Origin of the sequence: Candidatus Poriferisocius sp. (assembly GCF_965208355.1) — a bacterium.
Taxonomy (GTDB): Bacteria; Actinomycetota; Acidimicrobiia; order Acidimicrobiales; family Bin134; genus Poriferisocius.
On sequence record NZ_CBDBOM010000003.1, the window covers coordinates 2592104 to 2610419 of the forward strand.

Sequence of the window (18316 nt, forward strand, 5' to 3'; positions counted from 1 at the left end):
AATCGTCTTCCGGGTCCGCGAGAAATCTAGTACAACCGCCCCCGCTCTGGTCACCCCGAACGCCAAGCCTTTGCACCCCCAGATCCTCAAACCGGGCGCCAGGCGAGAAGGGTGAATGGACCCTCGTCGTCGGTGTGGTCTTCGAATGCCACCTCGATGGGCTGTCCATCGGCGGGCTCATGGTCGCCTTGCCAGGTGGCGGGCAGGCACAGGTCGTCTTGTTCGTCTAGTCGGCCCAGCACCACGGTGTAGGGGGAGGCGAATCCCGGCAGGAAGGCATGGTGGTTCACCACCCAGCTCTCCACCGTGGCCCGGCCCGACAGCGGGGTCCAGGTGAATTCGAAGGAGGCACATCGCCCGCACATGACTCGGGGGGGCCACCGCCAGGCCCCGCACTTATCGCAGCGCTGCAATTCAAAGCGGTGCTGGTTGATCCGTTCCCACCACGGCGCCGAGTCCCGCTCGGGATAGGGCCGGGGCTTGGGGGCCTGGTCGGCTGGCCGGTCAACGGCGGTCATCGCCTTCAGACTGTCACTAGAGTGAGCCGAAGCCAAGCAAGAACTCCGAAAAGGGAACTTCTCATTAGGACGTTGAAGACCCCAGTTGCGCTGATATGACGGTAGAGCGAACAGCCGCCTATCAGCGGGCATCACGGACGCTGATGGCCTCGGTGGTCCCCACCTCGGCGGCCATGGCTTCGGGATTTGCGGCCGCCGCGGTACTGGCCAAGGAGATCACCGACAGCGAGACGCTGGCCGGGGTGGCCGCCGCCATGATGCAGGTGGGCAGCGTGGCAATGACCGTTCCCTTGGCTCGCCGGATGGCCCGCCTGGGCCGCCGCCGGGGATTGGTGGCCGGGTGGTCGATAGGAACCGTCGGAGCCACCCTCGCCTTCTTGGCTGCGGTGGCCGACTTCTATCCGCTGCTGGTGGTGGGGATCATCGGAATCGGCGCGGGCAACGCCACCAACTTGGCGGCCCGATTCGCCTCGGCCGACCTGGCTCCCGACGACCGGCGGGCCCGAGCAATTGGGATGCTGGTGTGGTCGACAACTTTCGGCGCGGCTCTCGGGCCAACCATCGCGCTGGGTCCTGCTTCGGCGGTGGCTGAGTTCTTCGGGCTGCCGGAGCTGTCCGGCCCCTATCTGCTGGGAATGGTCCTTTTCGTCATCGGGCTCATGGTCACCCATGTGTGGCTGCGTCCCGACCCGCTGGAAGTGCTGGGCACGGTGGGCCAAGCCGCGGCCCGGCCAGCGCCGCTGCGGGTGGTGGGGCGCCGAATCGCCACCGTGCCCGCGGCCCGGCTGGCGGTGATCGCCATGCTCACCGGGCAGGCGGTGATGGTGGGGGTGATGACCATGACCCCGCTACACATGGACAACGGGGATCACCATCTCCGGGTGATCGGCTGGGTGATCTCAGTGCACGTCATCGGCATGTTCGCCTTCTCGCCCATCGTGGGCTGGCTGGTCGACCGAATCGGCCCTTACCTCATGGTCGGACTGGGTGGGGTGATCCTGTGCATCGGCGCAGAGACAGCGGCGCACAACAGCGCTGAGGACAGCGCCGGGATGTTCGCCGGCCTCCTGCTGGTGGGCTTGGGTTGGAGCTTCGGGCTGATCGCGGGGAGCGCTCTTTTGACTTCCGCGTTTCCAGTAGCCCAACGGGTGGAGATGCAGGGAGGCGCCGACCTATTGATGACCGGCGGCGGGGCGGTCGCCGGTTTGTCCTCAGGCGTGGCCATGGAGCACTTCGGCTTTCACTCGCTAAGTCATTGGGCCGGACTCAGCGCCCTGCTGCTGGTGGCCGCCGCGGCCGCGGCCTGGTATGCCGCACGCCAGGAACAAGAGAAGCCGGTCAGCTATCGCGGCGCAGGATGAGGGCTGAGGAGTTGCCGGCCACATAGCCGGGCTGGCCGGTGGACAGCGCCACCTCGGCGTCGGGCACTTGGAAGCGCCCGGCGGTGCCCCGGACCTGGCGAACGGCCTCGTGCAGGTTGTTGAGGCCGTGGACGTAGCCCTCCGACAGAAATCCGCCGTGGGTGTTCACCGGGATTCGGCCGCCGGGAGCGGTTCCACCCTCGGCAATGAACGCCGCCGCCTCGCCCTTGGGGGCGAATCCGTAGTCCTCCACTTGGACTAGTACCAGGTGGGTGAAGGCGTCATATAGGGACGCGTACTGAACGTCCTCGGGGCCGACCCCGGCCATCTCGTACAACCTCTGGGCCATCTTGGCGGCAATGGAGGTGGTCCAGTCGGCCTGCACCCGATTGCTGTGCATCATGTGGCCGCCGCCCCAGGTCATCCCCGAGATCAGCACCGGAGTCTGGCGCAGGTCCCGGGCCCGCTCAGACGTGGTGATCACCACTGCGGCGGCGGCGTCGGTCTCCAGGCAGCAGTCGAACAGCCGGAACGGCTCCACGATCCACCGGGAGGCCAGATAGTCGTCCATGGTCATGGGGGCCCGCATCATGGCCCGCTCGTTGTGGGCGGCATTGGCCCGCTGCTGGACGGCGATGCGCCCCAAGTCCTCAGAGGTTGTTCCCCAGCGGCTCATGTGGGAGCGGGCGAACATGGCATACCACTGCGGCGGGGTCACCCATCCGATGGGGTGCTGGTACTGGGTCTCCACAATGGCCGGAGGTGGACGGCCGGTGCCGCCCATGCGGTGCTCGGATCGGGCGTTGATTGAGCGCCACACCACGATGTGACGGGCATGTCCCAGTGCCGCGGCGTTGGCGGCTTGGCCCACCACCGAATGCGACGTGGAGCCGCCGCCGAACTGGTCGCAGAACCACGACAGGTCGTCCACCCCCAGGCACTGGGCCACTATGGAAGCGGTGATGGAGTCCTGCACCTGGTGGCAGGCCACTCCGTCTATGTCCCCCCGGCGGAGGCCGGCATCGTCGATGGCAGCCATGATCGCCCGCAGCGCCAGCGTGAGGGTGCTTACCCCCGAGTTCTTGGACAATTCGGTGATGCCGATTCCCGCTATGGCCGCCTTGTCGCGGAATGGATGGCTGCTCACCATGCCGACACTAGAGCGCAACGGCTATCTTCGGGCGGCGTGAACGACTATCCCATCCACGTTGGCAGCATGCTCTTCACCCTGGTGGACCCCAATCCGGGCCACGAGAAGGAGTACAACCGCTGGTACGAGCGAGACCACTTCTACGCCGGGTGCATGATCGGCCCCTGGATGTTCGCCGGTTCCCGCTGGGTGGCCCCCCGGACGCTCAAGGACATGCGCATCACCGACGGCAGCGGCGAAGTGTCGCAGGCCGGCGACGGGTCATTCCTGGCCGTGTACTGGGTGCTCGACGGCCACGACGAGGAGCACTGGAAGTGGGCCGGCGACCAGGTTCACTGGCTTTACACCAACGACCGGGGATTCGCTGAGCGCACCCACCGCCACACCATCTTGGCCGACGTCGGCTGGGCCGCCTACCGCGATGGCGACCCGGTGCCCCTGGAGCTGGCCCTCGATCACGGCTACGCCGGCATCGGGGTGGTGGCCATGGATCGGGCCGACGGGGTGAGCGAGGACGAACTGCACGCCTTTCTGCGGGACACCGCCGTGCCCGAGATGATGGCTGGCTCCCCGGTGGCCATCGGTTCCACCTGGAAGCCCCGCCAGCGTGACGAGATCACCTCCAACTCCCCCATGGACCTGGGCTCGGGCACCGGCACTGAGGCTCGCACCCTCCAAATCTTCTTCTGCGACGAGCAGCCCGACGGTTGTTGGGACTCGTTCGCATCGTATGTGGACGCCGTCAACGGCTCGGGCTTGGCCAGCGTTTGCTGGGCCGGTCCGTTCTACAAGACCGTGGTGGGCACCGACACCTACGTCGACCAGCTCTAGGGGTCTGTTGTCAGGCTGACTCTGGCCCTACTGGAACGAAACGAACAATGGTGTGGGTGTTCGTTCAAGTACTTGTTCCGGGGTTGCGATGGTGAAGTCCTCGTCGAAGAAGTTCTTCCAACCCCAATAGAACTGCCCGGCATCGGGCTGTCTGGTCAACAAGTTCCAGGTGTTGATCTTGTCTCGAACCGGACCCTGACCGTCCATGTGGACCAACACCGCCAGCTCCGGAGGAGTCTCAACCAGATGACGGTTAGTGATCATCTGCAAGCGGAACTGGTGAAGAATCAGCAGCTTCTGGGGAAGGGCTTCCTCACGGACAATTCCGGCTAGCCACTCGACAACCTGGTTGATCTCTTCGGCGTCGACCGTGCCGATCTGGCGCAAATGAACCTCGTTTGGCTTGAGCCTCCACTCGGGATCCAGCGCAAGGCCGACATTAGGCAGGCGCAGGAACTCTTCGTAGATCTTGGCCTGGGTGAGGTAGTCGGTTCGCCCCGGCTGTAGGTCCAGCACCACGTACATATCGTTGGCCGCCGCTGTCTCGACCCAAGGCCGTATCTCAGCCCGGGTGGTCTCAGCCGAATAGTCCCCGTCCTCTCCCGGGCCGGCAGAGGCAACGGTGGCAATGATCTCGAAGGTGGGCAGTATCACGGCGCCGTCGGCGTCGTAGCCCTCGGCGATGGTCTGGAGGCGCTCGACTCCCTCTTCGGCGTCCTGCTCGCCCAGCACCCCGAGGCCTGGCGTCGACGGGTGTCCGTACATCGCCACTAGACGGCGGTTGAAACCGGCATCGAACATGAGCCACCCGCCACCGGGGATTTCGTCGCCCCGGAGGACTACCGCCAACTGCCAGTCTGCGTCCTCCCCAAGGTCGGAGAGCACTTCAACCTGGGAAGCGCCGAGAATCATCTCCCTTGTCTCGGGAGAAAGGGCTCGCAGATCGCCGTCGACAATCACTAGCCGGGCACCGATTGGGGCGCCCAGTGCGGTAAGCGTGGCCACCGGCGCATCATCGCCGACTAGCCAGATGCGGTCGCTGGACCCTTCGTAGGGAGGCACCGTGGCCTCCTCATCGACAGACATCAGCTCGAATTCGAAGTCGGCCAAGGAGGTACCGAGGACCTGTTCTTCGAACCCGGCCGCCACCACTACCTGGGGGGCGAGACGCCCAAGCTCGGCCATGAATGCGGGTTCGAACCACGATTCAAGCAGCAGCATCGGGCCGTTGACCCCACGAGACGCCAATGTGGCAATCGCAGCATGGTCCCGGGCCAGTGCAATGCCGACCTCATGAGCACAGCTATAGGCAGCCTGCGTTATCTGGACACTGGCCGGGGCGAGATCGGTGGTGGACAGACGGAAGTCGTCGGGGACTTGTGGCGAGCACTCGCTATCGTCCTCTATGGGCTCGGGGGCTGGGGTCGCCTCTGGGGTTGGGGTCAGGGTTGGTGTGGGGGCCGCGGTGGGCTCGGGTGTCTCAGTGGGCTCAGGGGTTGGGGTCGGTGTGGGGGCCGCGGTGGGCTCGGGCGTCGCAGTGGACTCGGGGACCGCCGCCGTCGTGGGGACCTCAGTGGGCGCAGGTGCCTCCGGCGTAGTGGCGACCACAGTGGGGTTTGCCGAGGGCGCAGGACTAATTTCGGGAGTAAAGGGAGTGTCTGGAGTGCTGATCGGCTGAGAATCCGGTTGGCCGGCAGAGCGGTCAGAACAGGACGAGGCCAGCAACAAAACTGCTATGAGAACAACAATTCGACCGGCCAATTGACAACTCCCGATCGGAGGCTAGCCCGGCCACCGCCTACTTTTGTGTCACCGCCTGAGCAGGGGATTTAGCGGTTCTCAGCCCACCAGGCGTCGAGTCGGGCCTCGGTGGCGGGCCGATCTAGGTCGGGTTCGGACCGCTTCAGCTCCAACAGAAACTTCAACGCCGCGCCCACCTCGGGTCCGGGACCCATGCCATAGCGCTCCATGACCTCGTTGCCGTCGATCATGGGCCGCTCGGCCGCCCGGCGCTCCTCCTCAGCCAGTCGGGCAATCCGGGCTTCGAGATCGTCGACATGGTGCTGGAGATCGTTGGCCTTCTGGACATTCCGGGTGGTGCAGTCGGCCCTCACCAATTCATTGAGGTAACCCAGCAGGGGACCAGCCTCTCGGGCGTAGCGGCGCACGGCAGCGTCGCTCCAGCCGTCGGCGTAACCCTTGAATCGGCCCGACAGCCGCACCAGCTCGCTCACGTCGTCCACTACCTCCTCGGGGTAGCCCAGCTCGGTGAGCCGCTTGTGGGTCATGCGAGCCCCCACCGCCTCGTGGTGGTAGAAGGTGACCGTTCCCCGCTCATAGGAGCGAGTGCGGGGCTTGCCCACGTCGTGGAACAGCGTGGCCAACCGCAAAACCAGATCAGCGCGGGTCTTGGCCACCACCGCGATGGTGTGGGCCAGCACGTCTTTGTGGCGGTGGACCGGATCTTGCTCCAAACGGAGCGCGGGCAGTTCGGGAACGATCTCGTCGGCGAGGCCGGAGTCAACCAGATGCCACAGCGGCGGGGCAGGGTCTTCGGCCAGCAGTGCGGCTGTCAAGAGCTCCCTGCGCTCGTCGACGGTGGTGACTACCGCTCCTCCTTGAACACCACATGCTTGCGGGCCACCGGGTCGTACTTCTTGAGCTCGATCCGCTCCCGGTCGTTGATGCGGTTCTTGGTGGTCACGTAGGTGTAGCCGGTTCCCGCCGTGGACTTCAGCTTGATGATGGGACGCTTGTCGCTAGCCATGGCTCAGAATTTCTCCCCGCGCTGGCGCATCTGGGCCACCACTTTGTCGATGCCGTGCTTGTTGATGGTCTTGAGGCCCTTGGCCGACACATTGAGGGTGATCCACCGCTTCTCCGACGGCACCCAGAAGCGGTGCTTGTGGACGTTCGGGTTCCACCGGCGCCGCGTCTTGCGGTGCGAGTGGGACACGTTATTGCCGAACGACGGGCGACGACCGGTCACCTGGCAGACCTTGGACATAGGGAACCATGTTACCGGTCGGAGAACGGCCAGCGGCAAACGGATAGAGGCACTCGCGCCCAATCCCGACAACGGTCTCAGCAGGCGATCGGGATAGGGTCGCCGCCATGAAACTCGGACTGGTCTGGGGATACTGGAGCCGCGGGATGCCGGAGGGATTTGTGCCCCTAACCCAGGAGGCCGAGCGACTGGGCTACGACTCGGTGTGGACGGCGGAGTCGTGGGGCTCCGACGCATTTTCGCCCCTGGTGTGGCTGGCGGCCCACACCGAGCGCATCCGACTAGGCACCGGCATCGTGCAGCTGGCCGCCCGCACCCCCACGGCAACGGCCATGCATGCGGTCACCGCCGACCACCTGTCCAACCAGCGGCTCATCTTGGGCCTCGGCGTGTCGGGCCCCCAAGTGGTGGAGGGGTGGTACGGCCAGCCCGGCAACCGCCCTTTGGCTCGCACCCGGGAGTACGTGGAGATCCTGCGGCGGGTGTTCGCCCGCGACGGCTATCTGACTTTCGAGGGCGACTACTACAACCACCCCTACAAGGGAGAGGGCGACACCGGCCTGGGCAAGCCGCTCAAGATCATGACCCATCCTCCCCGAACCGACATTCCCATCTTCATTGGCGCTGAGGGCCCCAAAAACATCGCCCAGACGGTGGAGATCGCCGACGGCTGGCTGCCGCTGTACTACTCCCCGTTCCGCCCCGAGGTGTACGCCGAATCGATCGCCGGGCGCTCCGACGACTTCGAGATCACCGTCCACACCACCATCCGGGTCACCGGCAACTCCGACGAGGAATTGGCCGAAGCGCTGTTCCCCACCAAGGCCTCGCTGGGCTTCTACATCGGGGGCATGGGGGCCAAGGGCCAGAACTACCACACCAAGCTCATGGCCCGGATGGGGTTTGAGGAGGAGGCCTACCACATCCAAGACCTGTTCTTCGAGGGCCGGCGGGAAGAGGCCATCGCCGCGGTGCCCGACCAGTTCGCCGATGAGATCTCCCTAGTGGGTTCGCCGGAGCGGATCCGCGACCGGCTGGCGGCCTGGGAGGAGAGCCCGATCACCGGCATCAACGTGGGCGCCCGATCGGCAGACGAGCTGCGGACCATCGCCGATGTCATCCTGGGTTAAATTGAAAGTCCGATGAACTGGAACAGGGAGAGAGCCTGATGAGCGAGCCCATCACCTTTTATTTCGACCCGCTTTGACCATGGTGCTGGCAGACGGCCCGTTGGGTTCGTCAGATTGAAGACGCCGGTGAGGTGAGCGTCACCTGGGGCCTGTTCTCGTTGGCCATCGTCAACTTCGACAAGCCCATGGACGAGTTCGACCCCGACCGAGGGGTGGGGGTGCGCTCGCTGCGCACCGCGGTGAAGGCCCGCGAGGTGGGCGGAAACGACGGCATCGGCGCCTACTACCAGGCCATCGGCCACCGGGCGTTCGATTTGGTGGAGTCGGTGGACGAGCTCGACACCATCCGGGCCGCCGCAGTCGACGCCGGATTCGACGCCAGCTTGGTGGACGACGCCCTGGCCGACGACAGCACCTGGGAGACGTTGAAGTCCGAGCACACCATCTTGTGCGACGAGACCCGCAGCTTTGGCGTGCCCACTATTCGTTTGGAGGGCGGACAAGGCCCGGCCCTGTTCGGCCCGGTGATCTCAAACCCGGCGGCGACCACCGAAGAGGCAGTGGAGCTGTGGCGCCATGTGCGGTGGCTGACCGCCTACGACAACTTCGCCGAGCTCAAGCGCGACCGCCTGCCGCCTGATCTGGAGGCCTACAAGCAGAGGTATGGCAACGGCGGCTGACGCTGACCTAGAAGCGACCGCGCCGCCCCGACCCCTGTGGCGGCGACGGGGCGCGCGGTGGTTTGCCGCCGCCATCGTGGTGGTGCAATTGGGGCTGGTAGCCAACGGCTACCGGGACCCGCACAACTACTTCGCCTTCCAGCCGTTCAACGAGTCGAGCACCTATGCGGTGGAACTGGTGCGGGTGCTGCCCGACGGCGAGCGGGTGGAGGTTCCCTACGGGCGCTGGGAGGGCTACGACTGGGACGAGCTGATCGGCTGGCGGGCATTGCAGGGGCCATGGCGCCAGCGCCACGCCTTTTCCGGGGTGGACGCGGTGGTGGACTACTTGGACCATGCCCTGGACTGGATGGCCGACAACACCCCCAACGACACTGAGACCCTCTACCTCGAAGCCACCGTCACCTACTTCCGCAACGCCCGCGGCCCCTATGTCACGGTGATCCGCAGCCACGACCGGGAGTTGGGCGGCCCATGACGGCCACGGCCTCTGTTTCGACGACCGCCGATTGGCGGGCGAGGTGCCGGCGGTGGCTGGACGAGGTATTCGACCAGCCCGCCAGCGTGCGATCTGTGGCCATCGTGCGCATCGTGCTGGGCCCGTCGGTCATCTGGCACTTGCGTCCGTTTCTGGCCGACGCCCTCGACGGCACCACCTACCTCGACGTGTTCCAGCAGAAGTGGTGGCCGTGGGTGCCCAACGCCCCCGCCGGACTGTATGTGGCGCTGCTGTGGATCGGCGTGGCCGCTGCGGTGCTGATGACCGTGGGCCTGTGGTCCCGAACCGCCACCTGGGTGACTTTGGCGGTGGTGGCCTACAACTTCTTCTTGTCGGAGACCCACTTCCGCCACAACCGGGCCTTTCTCATCATCCTGTTGGCTGGGGTGGCGCTGTGCGACAACGGTCGGGTGCTGTCGCTAGATGCCCGCCGCCGGCCGCCCCCTGATGATCGGGCGCTTTTGTGGCCGGTGTGGCTGCTTCGGTTCGAGGCCGCCGCCATCTACTTCGCCTCGGGGTTCTCCAAGCTGATCGATCCCGACTGGGTGGGCGGACGGGTGATGCACGACCGAACCTTGCGCTACCAAGACGACGCCCGGGAGGTGCTGGGAGACACGCTGGGCGACCCCATCCTCGAAGTGCTGACCGCCCGGGCCTTCCAGTGGGTGCTGTCGCCGGTGGCGGTGGCCACCGAGCTGATCATCGCTTTCGGGATTTGGTTCCGCCGCACCCGGCTGGCCGCGGTGTGGGTGGCAGTGGCCTTCCACGTGGGCATCGAGGTGAGCGCACAAGTGGAGGTGTTCAGCGTGATTGCCATCGGGGCCCTGGCCATCTGGGCCACCCCTTCCACACGCGACCGCACCTTGGTTGCTCCGAGCCGCTGGGTTTGGTGGTTCGATTGGACGGCCCGGTTCGACATCACCGTGGTGCCGGGGGCATCGTGGCGCATGGTGGATCGCGACGGGACGGTGCTGGAGGGAAGAGAAGCCCGCCAGTTCGTGCGGACTCGGCTGCCAGCCACGTTCTTGTTCTCCCGGCTCTGGCGGTATCCGTGAGCGCTTTGTCGTCACTGCGGCGGCTCTGGACCGGTCGAGCCTCGCGTCGGCTCATTGCCTGGGCGGTGGTGTGGGTGGTGATGGCCGCACTGTTGCGGGTGACGCTGGCCGCGCCCGAGGTGTGCCCGGCCTATTTCCCCGGCGACGGCCAGGCTTCTATCGACGCCGGGGCCGACTGGATCGTCCGCACTCAGGAGCCCAGCGGGCGGTATCTGTACGAGTACGACCGGCGAATTGAGTCAGCGAAGCCGGGGTACAACCTGGTCCGCCACGCCGGGGGCACCATGTCGCTCTACCAGCTGGCCATCGTGCAACAGGGCAGCAACCACCAAGTGGTGGAAGCCGCCGACCGGGGCATGAACTACCTGCTGGAGCGGGCCGTGGACACCAGCAACGGGGGCATGGGACCGGCGCTGTCGCCCCGGGGTCCGGTGAAAACAGGCACGGCCGCGCTCACGCTGGTGTCGCTGGCCCATCGGCGCATCCTCACCGGCGATGAACGCTACGACGGCGAGATGCGGGCGCTGGGCCGGTTCCTGGTGGGCCAGCAGCTGCCCGATGGCGGGATGCTCAACTTCTGGGATCCCAAGACCGGCGCGCCAGTGCCCGGGGAGCGGTCCCGGTTCGCCACCGGAGAGGCCTCTTGGGGTTTGGCGCTCTTGCACGAGATATTTCCCGGCGAGGGGTGGGATGCCCCGGTGTGGGCCATCTTGGACTATCTGTCCACCGAGCGGGACGAGCTGGAAGAACTGTGGCCTCCGCCATGGCCCGATCAGTGGGCGGCCTACACCTTGGGCGAGACGGCCGAGTGGGGCTTGGAAGACCACCATCTGGCCTATGCCGAGCGCTTGGCCGGACGATTCGGGCAGATGATCCGCTGGGACGCCCAGCGGGAGGGCGTGGCCAAGATCTCCCATCTGCCCATGCCCCGCGGCGGCGGCTACGGGACCATCCTGGAGGGGCTGGGCGCCCTGGAGTGGCTCTGGCTCAACGAGCCCCGTCTCGCCGACGCACCGCTGCGGGATCGGCTGGAGTGCGGCGCGGCCCGCTTGGCCGAAGTCCAGGCCGACGATGGCGCCTGGTACTACGACGACCAAACCAGAGTGGACGACCAACAGCACGCCATCTCCGGCCTGTTGATGGCCGATGTCAGTTTCAACCTCGGAGGAAACAAGCCATGAAAGCGAGACAACCATGAGCGGACTCGGACCGGTGATGTTGATGGTGCTGGTCGCGGCCAACCCGGCCGCGGGCGCGCTGAGCGTGGCCTGGCGGCCCTCCAACCGGGATCAGTGGCGGCCCCGGGTGGCGCTGGCCGTGGTTGCCGCGGTGGGCGCGCTGTGGGTGATCGCCGCGCTGGCTGATCCCATCCTCGACGGCCTGTCGGTAACGACGGGCACTTGGCGACTGGCCACCGCGGTGCCCTTCGCCGTAGCCGGGCTGTGGTGGATGGTGTGGCCCGACCACCCCGTCCACGACGAGCCCCGGGCCGGAACCCAAGTGGCCCTCATCGCGCTCACCGTGTTGTTCACCCCCCAGCTCGTCGCCGTGGTGCTGGCCACCGCCGCCCACGACGGCACCCTCCGCACCATGGCCGGCGTGGTGCTGGCCGCATTGGTCACCGCCGCCCTGCTCTGGTTCCGAGCGGTGCCCACCCCCTTGCTCTCGGTCACCGCCCGCCTCCTCGGCGGCATCGCCATCGTCCTCGCCATCGCCCTCGGCGTCGACGGCACCCAAACCCTCTGACCGGCTCATCCGCCTCGTCGGATCGAATGTGTCACTGGCGTCAATAAGGTTGTCCTGTGTAGTTGCAGCGAGCTTCGCACGGGTGCCACATGAGGGTTGCGTGTGTGCTGGCGACCCATTTGCGGGCGAAGGTGGAGATGAGCCGGCATCGCCACCTGGAGGACAGCCCGGTGCTGATCGTCGACGGCGATCCGTCGGCCACCAGGGCTCTGGTGGTCGATCACTTCCCCGCCGCCGTCGGGGTGAGGGAGGGCATGACCTTGGAAGAGGCCATGTCACACCACGCCAACGCCGTGGTGCTGGACGCCGACGAGCCCTGCTATCGGCGGGCCTTCCACCGCATGGTGGCAGACCTGCAAGGGGTGAGCGACCGGGTGGAGGCGGCCGATCTGGGCACGGCCTATGTACGGCTGGACGGGCTGGAGGGGCTGTACGGGGGTGAATCGGGCGCGGTCTCTGCGCTCATGAGCGCGCTCCCCGCCTTCCTGAGTCCCCGGGTTGGAGTGGCAGACGCCAAGTTCCCCGCTTTTGTCGCCGCTCGGATGCGCCGGGGCCCGGGCGCCTGTGGGGTGGGCGACGATCTTGGCACCTTTCTCGCCCCCCACAGCATCGACCTGCTTCCCGTCTCGGACGCCATGAAGAACGATCTGCACCGCTTCGGCCTGCACACCATGGGCGCCGTCGCCTCGGTGAGCGGGCATTTGCTCTCCGACCGGTTCGGCCTCGAGGGCTTGCGGGCATGGTCGCTGTGCAACGGCATCGACGACAGCCCCCTCGTTCCCCAGACGTGTGAGGAGCCGGTGGTCGAGCACATCTCGATGGCGCTGCACCCCGCCATCGAGGCCCTGTTGATGGCGGTGGACACCGTTTTGCTGCGGGCCTTCGCTCGCCCGGAGGCGAAAGGCCGCCTCGCCGGGTCGGCGCACCTGCTGTGCGAGGCGCCGGGCTGGCCGGCGTGGGAGCACAGTGTGCGGTTCAAGCAGCCCGTCGGCGAGTGGGAGAGTGCCTCGGAGATCATCCGAGATCGCCTGGAAGCCGACCCGCCGCGCCGTCCTGTCGAGGACGTGACCCTCACCCTGTCGGACCTCACCGGCGAGTCGGTGGCCCAGCTGACACTGCTGAAGGATGCACGACGCGACCGCCTGGGGCGGCTCGTGGAAGCCGATCGCCGACTACGGCCGCTGATGAGGGGCGACCATGCCCTGTACCGGATCGCCGGCGTGGCCCCGTGGCATCCGGTGCCGGAGATGCGGTTCCTCCAGATGCCCCTCGACCCGTCGGCCCAAGACACCATCAGACCCCTGCTGACGCCGAGGCCGGTGGACGTGCGCGAGAACTCAAAGGGCGAGCCGCGGTCGCTGCGGGCGGGCCGGCGCTGGAGGAAGGTGGCTCGAATCGACGACCGGTGGACATTCGACCTGTGGTGGCTCCCCAAGCCGGTGGCCCGCTCCTACTACCGGGTCGACCCCGGCGACGGGCGGCTGATCACCCTGTTCCGAGACTGCACCGACAGCCGCTGGTACCGACAAAGCGCCTGATTGCGAGCTGTCGATGGGAACTACTAGCGACGAACCACTGACGATGGACCCCTGATGGCGAACTGGGTGACGGACAGGATGGGCGACCCCTGATGGCGAACTGGGTGGAGCTTCGGGCCAAGAGCTTCTTCTCTTACGGGGAGGGGGCGTCGCATGCCCACGAGTTGCTGGCCCAGGCCAAGCAGTTCGGCTATCCGGCTTTGGCTCTCACCGACACCAACCTGTGTGGCGCACTGGAGTTCGCCCGTCTGGCCAAGAGCCTGGGCACCCAGCCCATCACCGGCGGAGAACTGACGCTGACCGACGGCTCCAAGCTCGCCCTGCTGGCCAAGACCCGGGCCGGGTACTCCAACATCTCGCGCCTGTTCACCCTGGCCAACGCCGACGACCGCCGGGACCCGAAGCTCGACCCTTCCCACCTTCCCGACCACTGCGAGGGCGTGGTGCTGCTGACCGGGGGGCGCGACGGCCCCTTGTCCCAGCTGACCATGGAAGACCGCTTCGGCGAGGCCCACGGCCTGTTGCGGCAGTACTTCGACTGGTATGGGCCGAACTCGGTGTACGTGGAGCTTCAGCAGAACTTTCTGGCCGGCGACACCGACCGCAACCGCAAGCTGATCAGGCTCGCCGAAGAGACCGGCGCCCGGGTGGTGGCCACTAACGACGTCCACTACCACACCCCCGACCGCGCCCGGCTCCAGCAGGCGCTGGTGGCGGCCAAACTCAACACCACCATCGACCAAGCCCTGCCCCACCTGCGGCCCAACCACCATCTGCACCTGAAACCGCCCGCCGAGATGGAGCGGCTCTTCGCCGAGTGCCCGGAAGCGGTGTCCAACACCCTTCGCATCGCCGAGCAGTGCTGTTTCGACCTCAGCACCGACCTGGGCTATGCCCTGCCCGATGCCGCGGTGCCCCCCGACAACACACCCCTGAGCTACCTGGAACGGCTCTGCCGGGAGGGGGCGGTACGGCGGTACGGCAGCGTCACCTCACAGGTGGAAGATCGCCTAGCCGAGGAGTTCGGTTTGATCGAACGGCTCAACCTGGCCGGATTTCTGCTGCTCTACCGCCAGATCGCCCTGCTGGGCCAGCAGATCCTGGTGGAGCGGGGCGAGATCAGCCCCGACACGCCGATAGAGGAGAGGCCGCCGGGACGGGGGCGGGGTTCGTCGGTGGCCTTGCTCGTGGGCTACCTAATCGGCATCAGCCATGTCGATCCCCTGAAATGGGATCTCACCTTGGAGCGCTTCATCTCCGAAGACATGACCACACTGCCCGATATAGATCTCGACTTCCCCCGAGGGCTGCGCGACGAGCTGATCGAGCGGGTACACGCCCATTTCGGACCCGAGCACGCCGTGCTGGCCGGGGCCATCACCACCTACAAGGTCAAGGGCATCATCCAAGACCTGGGAAAGGCCCTGGGACTGCCCCAGGAGCGCCTCGGGCTGCTGTCGAAGCGGCTGCACTCCCACCACGCCGATGACCTCCGTAATGAGATGGCTCAGTTGCCGGAGTTCAAAGACAAAGTGGACGCCCCCGGATGGCGAGACCTGCTCAACCTCGCCCCCCAGCTCATGGGCGCTCCCCGGGGGTTGGGCCAGCACGTGGGCGGCATGGTGCTCAGCAGCTCGCCCATCCCGGAGATGGTGCCGATCCGGGCCGGGGCCACCGACGGCCGCTACATCATGGACTGGGACAAAGACAGCGTGGCCGACGCCAACTTCGCCAAAATCGACATCTTGTCGCTGCCGGTGCTCGACCAGATCGACGAAGCCCTCGACCTCGTGGCCGAGCGGGAGGGCGCCCGGCCCGACCTGGGCCAGATCAGCCCGGAGGACCCCGGCGTCTACGACATGATCAACGACGGCCTCTGCAAGGGGGTGTTTTTGCTCCAGTCCCCCGCGCAGCTGAAAATGGCCCAGCGGCTGAAGTCGCGCAACCTTCTCGACTTGGCCTACCAGGTGGCCCTCATCCGCCCCGGCGTGGGCACCCAAGGCAGCGCGGTGTCCCAGTTCGTTGAGCGCTACCGCCACGATGCTGACTGGGACTACGACCATCCGCTGGAGAAGCGCGCCCTGGAACGGGGGTACGGCATCATCGTGTGGCAGGAGCAGGTGGTGCAGCTCATCGAGGACGTGGCCGGCATGACTGCGTCTGAGGCCGACGAGGTGCGCCGCGCCTTCGCCCGGCCCAACAGCGAGCACCTCATCGCCCTGCACTGGGAGCGCTTCGCCGAGGGCGCTCGCCAAAACGGCGTCCTCGAAGCGGCCGCCAAGAGGATCTTCGCCAAGATCAACGGCCACTACATGTTCCCGGAGTCGCACTCCCATGCGTTCGCGGTGACCGCCTATCAGGCGGCATGGCTCAAGCGCTACCACCCGGTGGAGTTCTTCGTGGCACTGATGAACAACCAGCCGATGGGCTTCTATCCCATGGAGACGCTGAAGCAGGACGCCCGGCGCTTCGACGTGGCGTTTCTGAACCCGTGCGTCAACCAAAGCAGTGCCGTGTGCTCGCCTGAAGGCGCCTCGGTGCGGCTCGGGCTTCAGTTCATCAAGGACGTGGGGGTGGAGTCGGCCAAGCTCATCGTGGCCGAACGGCAGCGCCTAGGGCTTTACACCAGCGCTGGCGACCTGGTGCGCCGGACGGGGCTGAAGGACCAGGCAGTGTTGTCGCTGGTGCTAGCCGGTGCGTTCGACGCCATTGCCGCGAACCGAAGGGAGGCGCTGTGGGAGTCGGGGCTGCAAAACCGGCCCTCGGGCTCCGGCCAAACCGCCCTTTCGCTGTCGACCGACGACCGCGTGCCCCAGCTCGCCGACTTCACCGAGCGGGAGAAGATGATGGGCGAGTACCGAACCATGGGGATGTATCCCAAGGGCCACCTCATGGAGTTCCTCCGGCCAACCCTCGATCCCGGGGTGATGCCCACCGCCGAGGTGGAGGCCCGCAAAGAAAACGAAGTGGTCACCGTCGCCGGCTGGCCGGTAGCCCGCCAACACCCCCATGGGCGCGATGGCACCGTCTTCGTGACCATCGAAGACGAGACGAGCGACACCCAGGTGATCATCTACTCCGACCTGTTCGCCCGACGCCGCCGGGAGCTGGGCAGCCAGGTGATCGTGGTCACCGGGCGGATTTCCCGATGGGACGGCACCGTGAACGTGGTGGCCACCGACGTGCGCAGCATCGACTCGGGCGTGGCCATGCCGCCGTCGCACGACTGGCACTGACACAGCGGTCGGGGGGTTGGTTAGAAGCCCCCGTCAGCCGCATAATGGGATCGAGATGTGTGGCCGGTACAGCCTGACCGCCAGCCTGCAAGAGCTGGCCCAGCGGTTTGAATTCGACGGTGAACCCGAAGGCTTCGTACCCAGATACAACGTCTCTCCCACCCAGCAAGTGCTAACAGTGATCGGTGGCGACACTCGACGAGCCGGCTTCATGCGCTGGGGCCTGATCCCATCGTGGTCCAAGGATGGCCCTTCCAGCCGGCCCCTCATCAACGCCCGGGCCGAGACGGTGGCCGAGAAGTCCTCATTCCGCGGTCCGCTGAAGAACCGGCGGTGCCTGGTGCCCGCCGACAGCTTCTATGAGTGGCAGAAGGTGGGCGACGCCAAGCGCCCGATGAGAATCACCATGCGGTCAGGAGAGCCATTCGCCTTCGCCGGGTTGTGGTCAATGTGGACCGATCCCGAGGGCAACCGCATCCCGTCCTGCGCCATCATCACCACCGCGGCAAACGACGTGCTCAAACCGATCCACCACCGAATGCCGGTCATCCTGGCCGAGGAGGCAGAGGACATCTGGCTCGACACCGCCCTCGATGACAGCGACGCTTTGTCGCAACTCCTCGAGCCGTACCCCGACGATGCCCTGGAAGCCTACGAGGTGTCGCGCCTGGTCAACTCGGCCTCCAACGACGTCCCCGAAGTCACAACACCCGTCCAGGGAGTATGAGATGAGAATCACCCGAAGAGGCGCCACCTACTTGATTGGCCTGCTGGCCATTCTCGGCTTGCTGACCACCGCCTGCGGGAACGACGACGATTCGGCGTCGTACCCACCGACAACCGAAAGCACCGTCGACCATTCCGAAGACACCGCGATGGAAGGTGCCGATGATGGGCATGACCACGCCCACGATCACGATCACGACCACGCCACGCTGATGGAGGTGGACTACGAGCCGGTGCCCACCATCGAGCTCAGAACCCACCTCGACCCGATGTCGGGCGTCAACCTCGAGGTGATCACCACCGGATTCACCCTGGCCCCTGAAAGAGCCTCGACCGACCCGGTCGACGGTGAGGGGCACTTCCACATCTATGTGGACGGGGTGAAGCTCAGGCGGCTGTACGCCCACTGGGCCCATGTCGACCTGAAAGAGCCCGGCGACTACGAGATCCGGGTGGAGATGTCGGCCAACAACCACGCCGTCTTGGCGGTGAACGGGGTAAAGCTCGATGCCACCGCCGTGGTGACTATTCCCGGCGCAGCCAAAGACCCCGAGCCCATGGAGATGAACGACGGTGCCGGTACCGCCATCGAACTAGAAGTGGCCGGGGGCAAGCCGGTGGACGGGGTGCAGCGCTTCCGGGTCGACGCCGGAGACGACGTCAGCATCGTTGTGAACGGCGACACCACCGACGAACTGCACATCCACGGCTACGACCTCGTGGTGCCCTTTGCCCCCGGACAGCCCGGCACCATCACCTTCGAAGCCAATATCCCCGGCATCTTCGAAGTAGAGACCCACCACCACAGTGATCTAGTGATGGAGCTCCAGGTGGGATGA

Annotated in this window: 18 protein-coding genes and 1 pseudogene; 13 read left to right on the forward strand and 6 right to left on the reverse strand. The window is 66.3% G+C overall.

Annotation, left to right across the window (positions count from 1 at the left end; all coding sequences use genetic code 11):
• Window positions 1–86: 86 nt before the first annotated feature.
• Window positions 87–518, reverse strand: a complete 432-nt coding sequence (locus ACOGXH_RS13405; RefSeq protein ID WP_419929595.1) for a Zn-ribbon domain-containing OB-fold protein — start codon at window positions 516–518, stop codon at window positions 87–89.
• A gap of 95 nt (window positions 519–613) precedes the next feature.
• On the opposite strand from ACOGXH_RS13405, the gene ACOGXH_RS13410 reads away from it, so the two are divergent.
• Window positions 614–1879, forward strand: coding sequence for an MFS transporter (locus ACOGXH_RS13410; protein ID WP_419929596.1), 1266 nt, complete (start codon window positions 614–616; stop codon window positions 1877–1879).
• Here the strand turns inward: ACOGXH_RS13410 and ACOGXH_RS13415 are convergent.
• Entirely contained in the window at window positions 1857–3026 is a 1170-nt protein-coding gene (locus ACOGXH_RS13415) for a thiolase C-terminal domain-containing protein (protein ID WP_419929597.1), read from the reverse strand. The genes ACOGXH_RS13410 and ACOGXH_RS13415 overlap by 23 nt on opposite strands.
• Before the next feature lie 39 nt (window positions 3027–3065).
• Here ACOGXH_RS13415 and ACOGXH_RS13420 point away from each other — a divergent pair, with 39 nt between their 5' ends.
• A complete protein-coding gene (locus ACOGXH_RS13420) occupies window positions 3066–3860 on the forward strand; it encodes a hypothetical protein (protein ID WP_419929598.1) in 795 nt (264 codons plus the stop codon).
• Window positions 3861–3887: 27 nt separating this feature from the next.
• Here ACOGXH_RS13420 and ACOGXH_RS13425 read toward each other — a convergent pair whose 3' ends face one another.
• A complete protein-coding gene (locus tag ACOGXH_RS13425) occupies window positions 3888–5081 on the reverse strand; it encodes a hypothetical protein (RefSeq protein WP_419929599.1) in 1194 nt (397 codons plus the stop codon).
• Between the two features lie 184 nt (window positions 5082–5265).
• Between ACOGXH_RS13425 and ACOGXH_RS13430 the strand changes: the two genes are divergently transcribed.
• Entirely contained in the window at window positions 5266–5538 is a 273-nt protein-coding gene (locus ACOGXH_RS13430) for a hypothetical protein (RefSeq protein WP_419929600.1), read from the forward strand.
• 151 nt (window positions 5539–5689) lie between these two features.
• Here the strand turns inward: ACOGXH_RS13430 and ACOGXH_RS13435 are convergent, their stop codons facing one another.
• From ACOGXH_RS13435 to rpmB, 3 genes are read right to left on the reverse strand one after another with little or no spacing between them, the layout of a single operon-like run.
• Window positions 5690–6436, reverse strand: coding sequence for an HDIG domain-containing metalloprotein (locus ACOGXH_RS13435; protein ID WP_419929601.1), 747 nt, complete (start codon window positions 6434–6436; stop codon window positions 5690–5692).
• Between the two features lie 29 nt (window positions 6437–6465).
• Window positions 6466–6627: a 50S ribosomal protein L33 gene (rpmG, locus tag ACOGXH_RS13440; RefSeq protein ID WP_419847506.1), complete on the reverse strand. Its 162-nt coding sequence runs from the start codon at window positions 6625–6627 to the stop codon at window positions 6466–6468.
• Window positions 6628–6630: 3 nt separating this feature from the next.
• Window positions 6631–6867, reverse strand: coding sequence for a 50S ribosomal protein L28 (gene rpmB / locus ACOGXH_RS13445; RefSeq protein WP_419929602.1), 237 nt, complete (start codon window positions 6865–6867; stop codon window positions 6631–6633).
• Window positions 6868–6974: 107 nt separating this feature from the next.
• Between rpmB and ACOGXH_RS13450 the strand changes: the two genes are divergently transcribed.
• The 10 genes and pseudogenes from ACOGXH_RS13450 (at window position 6975) to ACOGXH_RS13495 (ending at window position 18316) form a co-directional block, all read left to right on the forward strand.
• Entirely contained in the window at window positions 6975–7997 is a 1023-nt protein-coding gene (locus tag ACOGXH_RS13450; RefSeq protein ID WP_419929603.1) for an LLM class F420-dependent oxidoreductase, read from the forward strand.
• Between the two features lie 89 nt (window positions 7998–8086).
• Window positions 8087–8677, forward strand: a pseudogene (locus ACOGXH_RS13455) (hypothetical protein); the annotation flags it as partial.
• On the forward strand, window positions 8661–9155 hold the full coding sequence (locus tag ACOGXH_RS13460; RefSeq protein ID WP_419929604.1) for a hypothetical protein: 495 nt from the start codon (window positions 8661–8663) through the stop codon (window positions 9153–9155). The pseudogene ACOGXH_RS13455 and the gene ACOGXH_RS13460, both read left to right, overlap by 17 nt.
• Entirely contained in the window at window positions 9152–10231 is a 1080-nt protein-coding gene (locus tag ACOGXH_RS13465; RefSeq protein WP_419929605.1) for an HTTM domain-containing protein, read from the forward strand. Before ACOGXH_RS13460 ends, ACOGXH_RS13465 begins: the two co-directional genes overlap by 4 nt.
• Window positions 10228–11412 carry a hypothetical protein gene (locus ACOGXH_RS13470; RefSeq protein WP_419929606.1) on the forward strand — a complete coding sequence of 395 codons (1185 nt, stop codon included), beginning with the start codon at window positions 10228–10230 and terminating at the stop codon, window positions 11410–11412. The genes ACOGXH_RS13465 and ACOGXH_RS13470 overlap by 4 nt, the downstream gene beginning before the upstream one ends.
• A 13-nt stretch (window positions 11413–11425) precedes the next feature.
• Window positions 11426–11977, forward strand: coding sequence for a hypothetical protein (locus tag ACOGXH_RS13475; protein ID WP_419929607.1), 552 nt, complete (start codon window positions 11426–11428; stop codon window positions 11975–11977).
• Between the two features lie 104 nt (window positions 11978–12081).
• On the forward strand, window positions 12082–13515 hold the full coding sequence (locus ACOGXH_RS13480; protein ID WP_419929608.1) for a hypothetical protein: 1434 nt from the start codon (window positions 12082–12084) through the stop codon (window positions 13513–13515).
• Between the two features lie 92 nt (window positions 13516–13607).
• A complete protein-coding gene (locus tag ACOGXH_RS13485) occupies window positions 13608–16751 on the forward strand; it encodes a DNA polymerase III subunit alpha (protein WP_419929609.1) in 3144 nt (1047 codons plus the stop codon).
• 55 nt (window positions 16752–16806) lie between these two features.
• Window positions 16807–17478 (forward strand): SOS response-associated peptidase, encoded by a 672-nt coding sequence (locus ACOGXH_RS13490; protein ID WP_419929610.1) that lies wholly within the window; start codon window positions 16807–16809, stop codon window positions 17476–17478.
• 1 nt (window position 17479) lies between these two features.
• Complete coding sequence (locus ACOGXH_RS13495) at window positions 17480–18316, forward strand: hypothetical protein (protein ID WP_419929611.1); 837 nt, start codon at window positions 17480–17482, stop codon at window positions 18314–18316.